Annotated in this window: 10 protein-coding genes and 14 tRNA genes; 20 read left to right on the top strand and 4 right to left on the bottom strand. The window is 61.5% G+C overall.

Annotated elements, in window-relative coordinates; genetic code table 11:
* Positions 1–14 precede the first annotated feature (14 nt).
* From ybgF to nadA, 16 genes are all read left to right on the top strand, one after another.
* The gene (gene ybgF, locus VZC39_RS17130; RefSeq protein WP_349919525.1) at positions 15–815 is read left to right on the top strand and encodes a tol-pal system protein YbgF; all 801 of its coding nucleotides are present in this window, start codon (positions 15–17) and stop codon (positions 813–815) included.
* Between the two features lie 174 nt (positions 816–989).
* Positions 990–1,065: transfer RNA gene (locus VZC39_RS17125), tRNA-Lys, on the top strand.
* A 33-nt stretch (positions 1,066–1,098) separates the two neighbouring features.
* Positions 1,099–1,174: transfer RNA gene (locus VZC39_RS17120), tRNA-Val, on the top strand.
* A 45-nt stretch (positions 1,175–1,219) separates the two neighbouring features.
* Positions 1,220–1,295: transfer RNA gene (locus VZC39_RS17115), tRNA-Lys, on the top strand.
* Positions 1,296–1,315: 20 nt separating this feature from the next.
* Positions 1,316–1,391 (top strand) — tRNA-Val (locus VZC39_RS17110).
* A 21-nt stretch (positions 1,392–1,412) separates the two neighbouring features.
* Positions 1,413–1,488: transfer RNA gene (locus tag VZC39_RS17105), tRNA-Lys, on the top strand.
* A 19-nt stretch (positions 1,489–1,507) separates the two neighbouring features.
* Positions 1,508–1,583: transfer RNA gene (locus tag VZC39_RS17100), tRNA-Val, on the top strand.
* A gap of 44 nt (positions 1,584–1,627) precedes the next feature.
* Positions 1,628–1,703: transfer RNA gene (locus tag VZC39_RS17095), tRNA-Lys, on the top strand.
* Positions 1,704–1,723: 20 nt separating this feature from the next.
* Positions 1,724–1,799: transfer RNA gene (locus tag VZC39_RS17090), tRNA-Val, on the top strand.
* A 21-nt stretch (positions 1,800–1,820) separates the two neighbouring features.
* Positions 1,821–1,896, top strand: a tRNA-Lys gene (locus VZC39_RS17085).
* 18 nt (positions 1,897–1,914) lie between these two features.
* Positions 1,915–1,990, top strand: a tRNA-Val gene (locus VZC39_RS17080).
* A 21-nt stretch (positions 1,991–2,011) separates the two neighbouring features.
* Positions 2,012–2,087 (top strand) — tRNA-Lys (locus VZC39_RS17075).
* An 18-nt stretch (positions 2,088–2,105) separates the two neighbouring features.
* Positions 2,106–2,181 (top strand) — tRNA-Val (locus tag VZC39_RS17070).
* A gap of 21 nt (positions 2,182–2,202) precedes the next feature.
* Positions 2,203–2,278 (top strand) — tRNA-Lys (locus tag VZC39_RS17065).
* A 19-nt stretch (positions 2,279–2,297) separates the two neighbouring features.
* Positions 2,298–2,373 (top strand) — tRNA-Val (locus VZC39_RS17060).
* 191 nt (positions 2,374–2,564) lie between these two features.
* Positions 2,565–3,638, top strand: a complete 1,074-nt coding sequence (gene nadA, locus VZC39_RS17055; protein WP_349919524.1) for a quinolinate synthase NadA — start codon at positions 2,565–2,567, stop codon at positions 3,636–3,638.
* 67 nt (positions 3,639–3,705) lie between these two features.
* Here the strand turns inward: nadA and VZC39_RS17050 are convergent, their stop codons facing one another.
* Together VZC39_RS17050 and gap are read right to left on the bottom strand one after the other, a co-directional pair.
* Positions 3,706–4,572 carry a D-hexose-6-phosphate mutarotase gene (locus VZC39_RS17050; RefSeq protein WP_434664076.1) on the bottom strand — a complete coding sequence of 289 codons (867 nt, stop codon included), beginning with the start codon at positions 4,570–4,572 and terminating at the stop codon, positions 3,706–3,708.
* Between the two features lie 87 nt (positions 4,573–4,659).
* Positions 4,660–5,655: a type I glyceraldehyde-3-phosphate dehydrogenase gene (gap, locus tag VZC39_RS17045; protein ID WP_100859352.1), complete on the bottom strand. Its 996-nt coding sequence runs from the start codon at positions 5,653–5,655 to the stop codon at positions 4,660–4,662.
* Between the two features lie 340 nt (positions 5,656–5,995).
* On the opposite strand from gap, the gene malQ reads away from it, so the two are divergent.
* The 4 genes from malQ to msrB all read left to right on the top strand — a co-directional run bounded on the left by malQ (position 5,996) and on the right by msrB (position 13,026).
* Positions 5,996–8,185, top strand: a complete 2,190-nt coding sequence (gene malQ / locus VZC39_RS17040; protein ID WP_434664073.1) for a 4-alpha-glucanotransferase — start codon at positions 5,996–5,998, stop codon at positions 8,183–8,185.
* A 79-nt stretch (positions 8,186–8,264) separates the two neighbouring features.
* Positions 8,265–10,442 carry a 1,4-alpha-glucan branching protein GlgB gene (glgB, locus tag VZC39_RS17035; RefSeq protein WP_434664071.1) on the top strand — a complete coding sequence of 726 codons (2,178 nt, stop codon included), beginning with the start codon at positions 8,265–8,267 and terminating at the stop codon, positions 10,440–10,442.
* Positions 10,442–12,583, top strand: a complete 2,142-nt coding sequence (glgX, locus tag VZC39_RS17030) for a glycogen debranching protein GlgX (protein WP_434664069.1) — start codon at positions 10,442–10,444, stop codon at positions 12,581–12,583. The genes glgB and glgX overlap by 1 nt, the downstream gene beginning before the upstream one ends.
* A 56-nt stretch (positions 12,584–12,639) precedes the next feature.
* Positions 12,640–13,026, top strand: a complete 387-nt coding sequence (gene msrB / locus VZC39_RS17025) for a peptide-methionine (R)-S-oxide reductase MsrB (protein ID WP_349919514.1) — start codon at positions 12,640–12,642, stop codon at positions 13,024–13,026.
* Positions 13,027–13,103: 77 nt separating this feature from the next.
* On the opposite strand, the gene chrA is transcribed toward msrB, so the two are convergent.
* Positions 13,104–14,267 (bottom strand): chromate efflux transporter, encoded by a 1,164-nt coding sequence (chrA, locus tag VZC39_RS17020; protein ID WP_434664067.1) that lies wholly within the window; start codon positions 14,265–14,267, stop codon positions 13,104–13,106.
* Positions 14,268–14,441: 174 nt separating this feature from the next.
* Positions 14,442–14,882: a nucleotide triphosphate diphosphatase NUDT15 gene (locus VZC39_RS17015; RefSeq protein ID WP_434664065.1), complete on the bottom strand. Its 441-nt coding sequence runs from the start codon at positions 14,880–14,882 to the stop codon at positions 14,442–14,444.
* Positions 14,883–15,040 lie beyond the last annotated feature (158 nt).

Below are 15,040 nucleotides of genomic sequence, written 5' to 3'. Positions count from 1 at the left end.
AAGGTTTGATCCGAATGAAATCTGTGTACAAGCTAACGCCGATCGTGCTGACCATGCTGGTCGCATTGAACGCCCAGGCGGCCGCGCCGGTGAGCGATCTCAGCGGTGACAGTGGCAGCAGTGTCGCGCTCAGCGGCAACAATGGTGCCATCGTGCCAACAGGCAGTCTGGAAGACAGGGTTGCCTTGCTGGAGCGAACCCTCAACGCCCGTCTGCGTCTGCAGGCCGATCTGCAGCAACAGGTGGATTCCCTGCAAGGGGAGGTCTCCGAGCTGCGTGGTCAGCTGGAACAGCAAACCTACCAGATGGAGCAGTCCCAGGAGCGCCAGCGTCAGCTCTATCAGGAGCTCGACAAGGTAGCAAACAGCCAGCCAGCCGCCACACCAGCGACACCGGCAGCTGCTGCCACACCCGCCGCTGCGGCCAACTACTCGACCAATCAGAGCGAGAACCAGGCCTATGACGCCGCGGTGAACATGGTGCTCAAGGAGAAGAACTACGACAAGGCCATTCCCGCCTTCGAGGGCTTCATCAAGCAGTTCCCGAACTCCAGCTATGTGCCCAATGCCCATTACTGGCTTGGCCAGCTGATGTTCAACAAAGGGGACAGAACCGGCGCCGCCGCCCAGTTCACCACGGTCGCGACCAAGTACAGCAAGTCACCCAAGCGGGCCGATGCCTTGCTCAAGCTAGGCATGCTGGCGCAGCTCGATGGCAAGAAGGCGGAAGCCAAAAACTTCTATGAGCAGGTGATCAAGGGGTATCCGAACACCTCGCCGGCCCAGCTTGCCAAGCAGAGTCTGAGCAAGCTGTAACATTGCCGTAGGTCACTGTTTTCGTAACACTCTTGTAAACAGTGCCCGGCTTTGTATGCACAGTGAGCAAACAGATTTAATTTGAGAATTTTCTATTGCGCAAGGATGATAAATCCGTAATATAGGCCGCCGTCAGAGTCGGTGCAGCAGTGCACTCGAATCTGGTCGTGGTGAGGGTCGTTAGCTCAGTCGGTAGAGCAGTTGACTTTTAATCAATTGGTCGCTGGTTCGAATCCAGCACGACCCACCATTTCTTCACTTCAAGGTGAAGACCGTATTCCCAGGTCGTTTAGCTCAGCTGGGAGAGCACCTCCCTTACAAGGAGGGGGTCACTGGTTCGAGCCCAGTAACGACCACCATGTTTTACACTGCCCGCCACATGCGGTTGGTGACAGGTTCAAGATGGGTCGTTAGCTCAGTCGGTAGAGCAGTTGACTCTTAATCAATTGGTCGTAGGTTCGATCCCTACACGACCCACCATCTTGACCACCGAGTTCCCAGGTCGTTTAGCTCAGCTGGGAGAGCACCTCCCTTACAAGGAGGGGGTCACTGGTTCGAGCCCAGTAACGACCACCATGCTTTAAAAATGATTTCGATGGGTCGTTAGCTCAGTCGGTAGAGCAGTTGACTTTTAATCAATTGGTCGCTGGTTCGAATCCAGCACGACCCACCATCATTTCACTGAATTCCCAGGTCGTTTAGCTCAGCTGGGAGAGCACCTCCCTTACAAGGAGGGGGTCACTGGTTCGAGCCCAGTAACGACCACCATGTTTACACTGCCCGCCACATGCGGTTGGTGACAGGTTCAAGATGGGTCGTTAGCTCAGTCGGTAGAGCAGTTGACTCTTAATCAATTGGTCGTAGGTTCGATCCCTACACGACCCACCATCTTGACCACCGAGTTCCCAGGTCGTTTAGCTCAGCTGGGAGAGCACCTCCCTTACAAGGAGGGGGTCACTGGTTCGAGCCCAGTAACGACCACCATGCTTTAAAAATGATTACGATGGGTCGTTAGCTCAGTCGGTAGAGCAGTTGACTTTTAATCAATTGGTCGCTGGTTCGAATCCAGCACGACCCACCATCATTTCACTGTTTCCCAGGTCGTTTAGCTCAGCTGGGAGAGCACCTCCCTTACAAGGAGGGGGTCACTGGTTCGAGCCCAGTAACGACCACCATGCTTTAAAAATGATTTCGATGGGTCGTTAGCTCAGTCGGTAGAGCAGTTGACTTTTAATCAATTGGTCGCTGGTTCGAATCCAGCACGACCCACCATCATTTCACTGTTTCCCAGGTCGTTTAGCTCAGCTGGGAGAGCACCTCCCTTACAAGGAGGGGGTCACTGGTTCGAGCCCAGTAACGACCACCATGCTTTAAAAATGATTTCGATGGGTCGTTAGCTCAGTCGGTAGAGCAGTTGACTTTTAATCAATTGGTCGCTGGTTCGAATCCAGCACGACCCACCATCATTTCACTGAATTCCCAGGTCGTTTAGCTCAGCTGGGAGAGCACCTCCCTTACAAGGAGGGGGTCACTGGTTCGAGCCCAGTAACGACCACCACTTTCTTGTCAAAGAAAGCCAGAAGCCCGCTGCATAGCGGGCTTTTTCGTTTCTGGGCTCCGGCGGGCAGGCAGGGAGCATAATTTCCAGTGGCGAAGCAGACTTAGCCCGAGCCCCGGATTTGCTGATGGGTTTGTGGCCGGCTTCTGGGTATAATTTTCGCCTTTCCAAGCGTTGATGGAACAGTCGCAATGAGCAATGCACTGAGCAGTGTCCCTCCTGCCGTCGAGATGGACTACCCCTTCCCGGTCAAGCCGGCTCCCCTGACTGCCGAACAGAAGGCGGCCCTGATCACCGAGATCAAGGCGCTGCTCGAGACGCGTCAGGCGGTGCTGGTCGCCCACTACTACACGGATCCCGAGATCCAGGCGCTGGCGGAAGCCACCGGCGGCTTCGTCGGTGACTCCCTGGAGATGGCCCGCTTCGGCCGGGATCACGCCGCCCAGACCCTGATCGTGGCAGGGGTGCGATTCATGGGGGAAACCTCCAAGATCCTGAGTCCCCACAAGCGGGTGCTGATGCCGACTCTGGAGGCCGAGTGCTCCCTCGATCTGGGTTGCCCCATCGAGCAGTTCTCCGCCTTCTGCGATGCTCACCCAGACCATATCGTGGTGGTCTACGCCAATACCTCGGCGGCGGTGAAGGCCCGTGCCGACTGGGTGGTGACCTCCAGCATCGCGCTGGAGATCGTGGAGCACCTGGACAGTCAGGGTCACAAGATCATCTGGGGCCCGGATCGCCACCTCGGCGCCTACATCGAGAAGAAGACCGGCGCCGAGATGCTGCGCTGGCAGGGTCACTGCATCGTCCACGACGAGTTCAAGGCGCGGGCCCTGCGGGATCTGAAGGCTCAGAACCCGGATGCCGCCGTGCTGGTCCACCCGGAGTCCCCCGCCTCCGTCATCGAGCTGGCCGATGCAGTGGGTTCCACCAGCCAGCTCATCAAGGCGGCCAAAGAGTTGCCACAGCGCAAACTCATCGTGGCGACCGATCGCGGCATCTTCTACAAGATGCAGCAGGCCTGCCCGGACAAGGAGATGGTCGAGGCGCCCACGGGTGGGGATGGGGCTACCTGCCGCAGCTGTGCCCATTGCCCCTGGATGGCGATGAACGGCCTGGTGGCGATCAAGGAGGCGCTGACCGACGGCGCCGAGCGCCACGAGATCCTGGTGGATGAGGCGTTGCGGGTGAAGGCGTTGATCCCGCTGGATCGCATGTTGAACTTTGCCGCCGAACTCAAGTTGAAGACGCAAGGCAACGCCTGATCCGTCGCTGGAAATACAAAAAAGGGGCACCCAGTGGGTGCCCCTTCTGCATGAGACCAGTCGTGGATCAGAGGATCACGGTAGAGACGCTGTGTTCTTCGTCCGGCGCTATGGTCACACCTGCATCGGCGGTGATGGCTGCCTCAATGCAGAGCATGGTGCGATAGCCATCATCGCTCATGTCTGCCATGGCGCTGGCGCCTTCCAGCCAGGGGGTCCAGACCACGACGCTGTCGTGATTGCCACTGATCACCTGGGTCGTGCGTGCACCATCCTTGAGCCGCACCACGGGCTCGGGCTGGCGGTAGATGCGATCCATGGCCCCTGAGAGGGTCAGAATACCTTGTTGCCGCTCATCCTGGCCGCTCAGCTTGTCGAGGTAGGGCTCACCCAGCCCGCTGACGCTGACGGCCTCTGGCGCGCTTATCTGCAGATAGGTGTGCAGGGCCGCGTTGTAGACGATGGGACTGCTGCCCGTGTTGCGGGTGGTCAGCACCAGGGAGAGCTCCTTGCCCACCAGCACGTCCAGCTCCAGTTCGAAGGCGTGGGGCCAGAGGGAGCGCGTCGCCTCGTTGTCACGCAACGAGAGATGGACGAGCGTGCCATCCTCGTGATCGGAGACGCCATCCAGGGTCCACAGGGTGGTGCGGGCGAAGCCGTGGGCTGGCTTGCCCTGACCCACCCGGGCGGGGGAGGGGCCAAACCAGGGCCAGCACAGGGGGATGCCGCCACGAATGGGTTTGCTGCCATCGAGCACGGCCTTGTCGCTCAGCCAGAGGGAAGCGGGCTCGCCATGGCGCTGGTAACTCAGCACATGGGCACCAAACAGGCTGATCTCGGCCTGGGCGCTGTCATTGTTGATGGTGAGCACGGGCAGACCCGTGGCGTTGTTGGCGAGCTTGCAGTGGGCTGTCAGGGGACGAATGGATTGCATGTGGGCTCCTGCCATGATGAAAACTGAAAACAACAAAAAGGCGGCCAATGGCCGCCTTTTTCATGCTACTTGATTGCGCATCCCAAATTACTTGGAGATGTGAGCGATCAGGTCCAGAACCTTGCTGGAGTAGCCCATTTCGTTGTCGTACCAGGATACAACTTTAACGAACTTGTCGTTCAGCTGGATACCAGCCTTGGCGTCGAATACGGAAGTCTGACGCTCACCCAGGAAGTCGGTGGAAACCACTTCGTCTTCGGTGTAACCCAGAACACCCTTCATGGCGCCTTGGGAGGCAGCCTTCATGGCTTCACAGATTTCAGCGTAGGTAGCGGCTTTCTTCAGGTTGACGGTCAGGTCAACAACAGACACGTCCGGAGTCGGAACGCGGAAGGCCATGCCGGTCAGCAGACCCTTCAGCTCGGGGATAACCACGCCAACGGCCTTGGCAGCACCGGTAGAGGACGGGATGATGTTCTGAGCCGCACCGCGGCCACCGCGCCAGTCTTTGGCAGACGGACCATCTACGGTCTTCTGGGTAGCAGTGGTAGCGTGAACGGTGGTCATCAGGCCGGATTCGATACCGAAGGTATCGTTCAGAACCTTGGCGATGGGGGCCAGGCAGTTGGTGGTGCAGGAAGCGTTGGAAACGATGTCCTGGCCAGCGTAGGTGGCGTCGTTAACGCCCATGACGAACATCGGGGTCGCGTCTTTGGACGGACCGGTCAGTACGACTTTCTTGGCGCCGGCAGCGATGTGCTTGCGAGCGGTCTCGTCGGTCAGGAACAGACCGGTAGCTTCGGCAACAACATCAACACCGATGTCGCCCCATTTCAGGTTTGCCGGGTCACGTTCAGCGGTAACACGTACGGTTTTGCCGTTGACAACCAGGTTGCCGTCTTTGACTTCAACGGTGCCATTGAAACGACCGTGAGTGGAGTCGTACTTCAGCATGTAAGCCATGTAGTCAACGTCGATCAGGTCGTTGATACCAACAACTTCGATGTCGTTGCGCTCAGCGGCCAGACGGAATACGAAACGGCCGATGCGGCCAAAACCGTTAATACCTACTTTGATAGTCATAATTGGTTACCTAACTGTTCAGTAGTCAAAGAAAATTCCGTTTGTAAATTTACTAGAACTCCCCCGTGAGTCAACCAACAATCTGCGCGAAATTGCGCTATATCATGAAAAACTGTGAAATTTATTTTCGGTTTATGTAACTGGCTACCAACTTTTGTTGAATCCGTCATCAGCCGATTGCCGCCACAGCGATCAACAATAGTGCCTGTCCGGTCACACATCCAGCCGGGGAGATATGTAAAAATGTGCGCGGTTTAGCATGGCCCATAGAGCCACTGTTCAAGTACCACCCATAAAAATTAATCATATAGATAGAATCCACAGCGGGAATTCTCAAACTATGACCACCCTGATTGAACAGCTGGCTGCCGCCAAAGGTATTGCCAGTGAGTATGTTGATGCCTGGGGCAATCCGGCCCAGGTATCGGAAGAGAGCAAGGCCGCCATGCTGGGCGCCATGGGTTACCGCGTCGATGACGAGGATGCCCTGACCGAGCAGCTGGAAGAGGAGCATCGCCAGCACTGGCTGCGGGCTCTGGATCCCGTGATGGTGGTGCGCAGCGGCGAACCCATCAGCCTGGAAGTGCGCCTGCCCCTGGAGTTCGTGAACGATGCCCTCAGCTGGCAACTGGTGCAGGAGCATGGCGCCATTTTGTCCGGCCAGATCACCCCCATCGACGGGGAGCTGGTCGGGGTCGCCGAATTCGAGGAGATGGAGTGCCAGGCCTATCGCGTGGCACTGGCTGCGCAACCCGAGCTCGGCTATCACCAGCTGGTGCTGCTGGAGGAGGGCAACGACGAGCCGCTCGCCACCATGCGCCTCATCGTCGCCCCCAAGTCCTGCTACAAGCAGGCGCCCATCGCCAATGGCCAGAAGGTGTGGGGGCCGAGCGTGCAGCTCTATTGCCTGCGCAGCCGCCACAACTGGGGCATTGGCGATTTCAGCGATCTCGGCCAGCTGGTCGAGAAAGCCGCCGCCTGGGGCGCCCACTTTGTCGGTCTGAACCCCATTCACGCCCTCTACCCGGCCAACCCGGAGAGCGCCAGTCCTTACAGCCCCTCCTCCCGTCGCTGGCTCAACGTGGCCTACATCAACGTGGAGGCGGTGCCGGAGTTTCTGGCCAACGAGCGGCTCAAGGCCGAGGTTGCCTCTCCTGCATTCCAGCAGTTGCTGGCCTCCCTGCGGGCCAAGGAGAACGTCGATTATACCGGTGTCATCCAGACCAAGATCGGCATGCTGCGCCAGGTGTTCGATCAGGGGAAACTGACCGCCGAGCGCCAGGCCAGCTTCGATGCCTTCGTGGCGGCCGGTGGTGACAGCCTGCAACAGCAGGCGGTGTTCGATGCCCTGCAGGCCCACTTCTACGACCAGGGTGACAATGCCTGGGGCTGGCCGGTCTGGCCGGATGCCTTCCGCGACTATCACAATCCCGAGGTGGCGAACTGGACCGCCGAGCATCAGGCCGATGTCAGCTTCTACCTCTATCTGCAATTCCTGGCCGACGAACAGCTTGCGCAAGCAGACGCCCGCGCCAAGGCGGCCGGCATGGTGATGGGGATCTACCGGGATCTGGCAGTGGGTGTCTCCGAAGGCTCCACCGAGATCTGGGCGAACCGGGATCTCTACTGCCCGAAAGCCTCGGTCGGTGCGCCGCCCGACATCCTGGGCCCGCTCGGTCAGAACTGGGGCCTGCCCCCCATGAACCCGAACCAGCTGTTCGAGGCGGCCTATCAGCCCATGGTGGATCTGTTCCGTGCCAACATGCGCTCCTGCGGCGCGCTGCGCATCGACCACGTGATGGCCTTGCTGCGCCTGTGGTGGGTGCCGCCCGGAGAATCCGCCGCCAAGGGAGCCTACATCTATTACCCGGTCAACGACCTGCTGGGGATCCTGGCGCTCGAATCCCACCGCAATCAGTGCCTGCTGATCGGCGAGGATCTCGGCACCGTGCCGGAAGGCATCGATGTGACCCTCAAGGAGAACGGCGTTCACTCCTACAAGGTGTTCTTCTTCGAGCGCTCCAAGGCGGACGGCGGCTTCATCTCCCCGGCTCACTACACCGAGCAGGCGATGTCGGCCCTGACCACCCACGACATGCCGACCCTCAAGGGCTTCTGGCACTGCGACGATCTGGCGCTGGGTCGCGAGCTGGGTCTGTACCCGGATGAAGCGGTACTCAAGACCCTGTATGCTGATCGCCACCAGGCCAAGCAGCGGATCCTCGACAGCCTGCACGCCCACGGGGTCATCTCGGGCAACATCAGTCACGACGTGAACTGGGTCGGCATGAACACCGAACTCAACCACGGCCTGCAGTTGCACATGTCCCGCGGCAGTTGTGCCCTGTTCAGCACCCAGCTGGAGGACTGGCTGGAGATGGACAAGCCGGTGAACGTGCCGGGTACCAGCTATGAGTACCCCAACTGGCGTCGCAAGCTCTCCCGGGATCTGGAAGATATCTTTGCCGACGAGGCGCTCAAGGCACTGGCAAGCAGGATGAGCCTGGCTCGTCATGAGGCCGGTCGTTGAGCCACCGTCGCCAACTGACTCATATTTATCCGCTCCGGCTTCGGCCGGCGCGGATGTTCAGCCATGAAAGGAAATGCCGATGCCCGTTGAACGTTTGGTTGCCGCCCGCTGTGCCGATCCCTTCTCGTCCCTAGGCCTGCTGGCCAATCCGGGTGGGCCAGGCCTCAAGCTGACAGCCTGGCTACCCGATGCCCTGGAGGTCCGCGTCAGGGATCTCAAGTCAGGCAAAATCGTTGCCACCCTGACCCCCACCGATGAATCGGGCCTTTTTGAAACTGTTTTCACTCGCCGCAAGAATCCCTTCCCCTATCAGCTGACAGCCAGCTACCCCGATGCCAGTACCGAATTCATCGATCCCTATCAGTTCCAGGCCGCCGCCTGGGAAGGACTGGCGGAGCTGACGTTTCAGCCGGAAAACCTCTACCACACCCTCGGTGCTCAACTGCGCACCGTCGAACACCTCGGCCAGCGGGTGGAGGGGGTGCGCTTCGCCGTCTATGCCCCGAGCGCCAGCGCGGTGAGCCTCATCGGTGACTTCAACTTCTGGGATGGCCGCCGCCACCCCATGCAGCGCAGCCAGTGCGGTCACTGGGTGCTGTTCATGCCCGGTCTCAAGGCCGGAGAGCGCTACAAGTTCGAGCTGAAGGATCCGGCTGGCAACCGTCTGCCCCACAAGAGCGACCCGGTGGGCTTCTACTGCGAGCAGTACCCGTCGTTCGCCTCCGTCATCCATGACCATGACCAGTATCAGTGGCAGGATGCCGCCTGGCGCGAGAGCCAGCGCAATGACAAGCGGGAGCAGCCCATCTCCATCTACGAGCTGCACGCGGGCTCCTGGAAGCGTCACCCGAACGGTGACAGCCTGAGCTGGCGCGAGCTGGCGGTGGATCTGGTCGATTACGTCAAGGAGATGGCCTACACCCACATCGAGCTGATGCCGGTCTCCGAGCACCCCTTCAGCGGATCCTGGGGCTACCAGCCGGTGGGCATGTTCTCCCCCACCAGCCGCTTCGGTGGCGTCGACGACTTCAAGTACTTCGTGGACTGCTGCCACCAGGCGGGGATAGGGGTCATCCTGGACTGGGTGCCCGCCCACTTCCCGTCCGATGCCCACGGCCTGGCCCGTTTCGACGGTACCCCGCTCTATGAGTACGAGGATCCGCGCCGGGGCTGGCACCCGGACTGGAACTCCTACATCTATGACTTCGGTCGCAACAACGTGCGCCAGTTCCTGGTGGCGAGCGCCCTGTTCTGGCTGGACAAGTTCCATGTGGACGGGCTGCGGGTGGATGCGGTCGCCTCCATGCTCTATCTGGACTATTCCCGCAACGCCGGCGAGTGGGTGCCAAACGTCGACGGGGGCAACCACAACTACGAGGCCATCAGCCTCTTGAAGTGGACCAACGAGGAGGTGTACGGCAAGTACCCCCACGCCATGACCATCGCCGAGGAGTCCACCGCCTTCGCCGGGGTCTCCAGACCCACCTTCCTGGGGGGCCTGGGCTTTGGCTTCAAGTGGAATATGGGCTGGATGCACGACACCCTGAGCTACATGCAGAAGGAGCCCATCCACCGCCGCTACCACCACAACGAGATGACCTTCTCCATGGTGTATCACTATGACGAGAACTTCATCCTGGCCCTGTCCCACGACGAAGTGGTGCACGGCAAGCACTCCCTGCTCTACAAGATGCCGGGGGACGAGTGGCAACAGGCCGCCAACCTGCGGGCCTACATGGGCTTCATGTACGGCCATCCCGGCAAGAAGCTCAACTTCATGGGCACCGAGATCGCCCAGAGCAACGAGTGGAATCACGACGCCCAGCTGCCCTGGCACCTGCTGCAATACCCCAAGCACGGTGGCCAGCAGCGCTTGATCCGCGACCTCAACCAGCTCTATCGTCATGATGCCGCCCTGTTCGAGGCGGATTATGAGCGCAGCGGCTTCCGCTGGCTGGATCATCAGGACGCGGACAACAGCATCTTCGCCTGGTTGAGGGCGGACAAGCAGGGTGAAAATCCCGTCATGGTGGCCAGCAACTTCACCCCCGTGCCGCGTATCGGCTACCGGCTAGGGGTACCGGCGGCCGGCGGCTATCGGGTGGTGCTCAACACCGACAGCGAGCATTACTGGGGCAGCAACTATGATGTGGGCCTGGCCTTTGTCGCCGAGCCGACCCCCTGGCAGGGGATGACGCACAGCATAGTGCTGGACCTGCCGCCGCTCGCGACCTTGTTCATCAAACAGGAGTCTTGATGTTTGTAATGGAAACCGGGGTGGATTACCCGCTGGGCGCCCGTCTGGACGAGACGGGTTGCCACTTCTGTGTCTGGGCGCCTCAGTCGGACAGGGTGGAACTCTGTCTGTTCGACGAGCAGGAGCAGGAGCTGGTCCGGCTGACCCTGCCCGGCCAGCGCGGCCAGTATCGCTTCGGCCATGTGCGCGGAGTGAAAGCCGGCCAGCGCTACGGCTATCGGGTCCATGGCGCCCCGGACGAGGGCATGCTGTTCGATCCGGACAAGCTCCTGATCGACCCCTATGCCCGGGCCCTCAGTCGATCGACCCACTGGGACGATGGCCTCTACGAGGGAGACAGCGCGGCCATGGTGGCCAAGTCGGTGGTGGTGGATGACGCTTTCGACTGGCAGGGGGTCGGCAAGCCGGCCTTGCCGCCGGAGCGGGTCGTGCTCTACGAGACGCACGTCAAGGGGCTCACCCGCCAGCATCCGGGCATCCCGGAAGGGCTGCGCGGCACCTACCTCGGGGTCAGCCATCCGCTGATGATCGAACACATGCAGTCGCTCGGCATCACGGCGGTGCAGTTGATGCCGGTGGCGGCCTACATGTCCGAGCCGAGACTTGCCCAGATCGGGCTCACCAACTACTGGGGCTACAACCCCATCGCCTTCTTCGCCCCCGAACCGCGCTACGGCTCGGGAGAGGCGGTGACCGAGTTCAAGACCATGGTGCGCGAGCTGCACCGGGCCGGGATCGAGGTGATCCTGGATGTGGTCTACAACCACACCGCCGAGTCGGGCTTTGACGGCCCCATGCTGTCGCTGAAGGGGTTCGACAACGCGGGCTACTATGCCTTCGAGAGCGGGGCCCATGGCCCGGACTACAGCCGTCACGCCAATGTCACCGGCTGTGGCAACAGCGTCAATCTGGATCACCCCAACAGCCTGCGGCTGGTGCTGGATGCCCTGCGCTACTGGGTAACCGAGATGCAGGTTGATGGTTTCCGCTTCGATCTGGCCGTGACCCTGGCCCGGGAAGCGGGGGAGTTCGACCCCATGAGCGCCTTCTTCAAGGCCATGATGGCGGATCCCGTGCTGGCGCGGGTCAGGCTCATCGCCGAGCCCTGGGACATCGGTCCCTTCGGCTATCGTCTCGGTCAGTTCCCGAGCCGGTGGCTGGAGGTCAACGACCGCTATCGCGATACCGTGCGCGCCTTCTGGCGCGGGGATGGGGGCAAGATGGGGGATCTGGCCACCCGGCTGGTGGGATCGCGGGATCTCTTCCCCAAGAACTGGCGCGCCCCCCACTCCAGCGTCAACTACCTCTGCTACCACGACGGCTTCACCCTGGAGGATCTGGTCTCCTACAACCAGCGTCACAACCAGGCCAATGGTGAAGACAACCGGGATGGTCATGGCAACAACCTCTCCTACAACCACGGGGTGGAGGGGCCGACGCTGGATCCGCGGGTCAACAACCTGCGCCAGCAGCAGAAGCGCAACCTGATAGCGACCCTGCTGCTCTCCCAGGGGACTCCGCACTTCCTGGCCGGGGACGAGATGGGCCGCAGCCAGCTTGGCAACAACAACGCCTACTGTCAGGACAACAGGATCAGCTGGGTCAACTGGCAGTGGCGGCCGGAGGATGAGCGGCTGCTCGCCTTCACCCGCCAGATGATGGCCCTGCGCGCCGAATCCAACGTCTTCTCCAACCTGCAACTGGTCGATGACAGCTGGAATGGCAAGGCGACCAGCTGCCACAGGGTCAACTGGTATCATCCAGACGGCCACCAGCTGACCGAGCAGGAGTGGCATGCGCCCATGGGACAGGCATTTGCCATGGACATCGGCATGCTCGACTGCGGTGGGGAGCGCTGGTACGTGTTGTTCAACGCCAGCGACTACGACATCCAGTTCCACCTGCCGACGGCGGGAGAGGGGATGGAGTGGGTCCAGCTCATCGATACCGCCACCAACGATGGCATGCCCTTCCTGCCCGATGACGTCAAGCGCCAGGTGGCGGTGGGTCATGCCCGCTCCCTCAAGTTGCTGGAGCGGGTCGCTCTGTCGGCGGTGGCGCTGGCGGCGGACGGGGTCACGACGACGGCGGATGTTGCCGCCGTGTTGCCAACGGGATCACAGTTCCCGCTGGCGGGCTAGAGTCAGGGCCCCCGAGTGGGTATGCTGGGCATCGGTTTGAGAGGCAAGGAGTCAGTATGAGCGGCAACAATCCCGAGCAATGGCGCACCAGGTTGAGCCCTGAGCAGTTCCACGTCTGCTGGGAGAAGGGCACAGAGCGCCCCTACAGTGGCGCCCTGCTCCACAATCGCAAGAGTGGGGACTACCAGTGTGTCTGCTGCAAGAGCGTGCTGTTTCACTCAGATGCCAAGTTTGACTCGGGCTGCGGCTGGCCCTCGTTCGATCGGGCCATCGAGGGACGGGTGAACTACACGGAAGACCGCAGTCACGGCATGACCCGGGTGGAGATCACCTGCAGCCAGTGCGGCTCCCACCTGGGGCACGTCTTCCCGGACGGGCCGACCGAGACCGGCCAGCGTTACTGCGTCAACAGCCTGAGTCTGGATTTCGATCCCGACGCGTGAAGCCTTGCGTGCAACGAGATGACAAGCGGCGTCCCTTAACAGGGGCGCCGTTTTTTATGGGCGTCAGGCCGTGGGCGTCAGTGCAGCAGCAGGCTGGCCGTCACCAGCAGGGCGGCCAGAGGCAGGATGGGCAGCGTCAGGACTCGCAGCAGATAGGAGCCCAGAGCTGCCAGCGCCAGATCGGTGGGGGCCTGCACGGCGCTCTGCCACACCGGCTGATAGAGGGCCGCCAGCAGCAACCCGACCACGGCGGCGTTGATGCCCCCCACGGCGCCTGCAAGGGCGGGGTGGGCGAGCCAGCGCTGCCAGCAGGGGCCGACGGCCCACAGCAGCAGAAAGCCCGGCAAAAATAGCGCGAGCGTTGCCAGCAGGGCTCCTGCCAGGGGGGCGGCCGGCAGCAGCAGGGCGCCGAGATAACTCGCCAGGGTGAACAGGGGGCCGGGCACCAGTTGGGCCAGGCCATAACCGGTCATGAGCTGCGGTTGGCTCAGGGTCTGCCCCAGCCCCTCGCTCAACAGAGGCAGCACCACGTGACCGCCGCCAAACACCAGGCTGCCCGCCCGATAGAAGTCGGCAAACAGCTGGCTGGCGGGCCCCTGGGCCAGCAGGGGCAGGCCGATCAGCAAGAGGACGAACAGCAGCAGGGTCGGCCAGTGAGGCTGGCGAGCCCGGATGTCCGGAGCGAGAGAGGCGGGCGGTTCCGTGTCGTCACCCCGGCCAAGGCGGGCACAGAGCAGGGCGGCCCCGCCCAGCAACAGAAGCTGGGTCAGGAGTCCGGGTTGCCACCAGAGGGCGGCGGCGCTCACCACCATGATCCCCTGGTGCAACCGGCTCTGGCAGAACTGGCGGCTCATGGTAAACACCGCATCGGCCACCACGATGAGCGCCAGCAGCTTGAGGCCGTGCAGGACGGCATCCAGCCAGAGGTTTTCCCCCAGTTGCGCGAGCCCGATGGCGGCGGCAAACAGCAGCAGGAAGGAGGGAAGGGTGAAGCCAATGAAGGCGGCCAGGGCGCCATAGAGCCCCGCATGCTGGCGCCCGATGGCGAAACCGAGCTGGCTGGAGGCCGGCCCCGGCAGCAACTGGCACAGGGCCAGCTGGCGGGCAAATTCGGCCTGGTTGAGCCACCCCAGGCGCTGGACGAAGGTGCGCTGGAAATAGCCGATATGGGCGGCCGGGCCACCAAAACTGATGCACCCCAGCCACAGAAATTGCAGGAAAACCGCCGTTACCCTCGTCACCCTCACCTCACACTCCGAATTCGCCACAGGAGCATATGACAGTTTTGTGATGATTTGATGACGGAGGGCCAGCCCCGGCGACGCGGGCCTGGATTGGCTGGCCTGAGCGGGAAAAACCGTCATCTCCGGCCAGCGGGCAAAGCATGATCACAGAGTTATCGCGCTATCGCGTGATCAGGTTGGCTGGTCGGCCTGAGGCAGATAGCAACGACCTGCCAGCCAGCAGGCGATGGACTGACGGCTGGCATCGAAGTGGGGCTCGGGCAGGGCGCGGGGATCGCACCAGACCCAGCCTTCGCATTTTTCGGGCTCCAGCAGTTGGGGCTCCCCTTCCACCTCTGCCTGCAGAGTGACGGAGACATAGTGCAGCCCGCTCTCGCGCCAGGTCTCCAGATTGTTGGTGACGGCGATGACGCGGGGAGTCGTGATGACGAAGCCCGTCTCCTCGGCCACCTCGCGGATGGCGGCGGATTCGAAACTCTCCCCCAGCTCCAGATGACCGCCGGCGATGGACCAGTAGGGGGCGTGACTGCCCTTGCGTTTGCCAAGCAGTACCTGGCCTGCCGCATTGGTCAGGATGACGCCGACACCGACGCGGGGATAGGGAGTGGACATGGGTGCTCCTTGCAGGGATTGAGACTTCGGGCACGCTGCCCATCCGTCGGTGTGCGGGGAGAGACGACACTTCACCCGCTGGGCGGACAGCATAAAAAAACGGGCCCACCTTAGGACGGATGGGCCCGTTTCGCAAGCACCCAGGACGGCAGTGCCGA

Source organism: Aeromonas sp. NJAU223, assembly GCF_051125555.1.
GTDB lineage: Bacteria > Pseudomonadota > Gammaproteobacteria > Enterobacterales > Aeromonadaceae > Aeromonas > Aeromonas veronii_G.
Note: the sequence above shows the minus strand (reverse complement) of the source record. Positions and strands in the feature narration are given on the sequence as shown.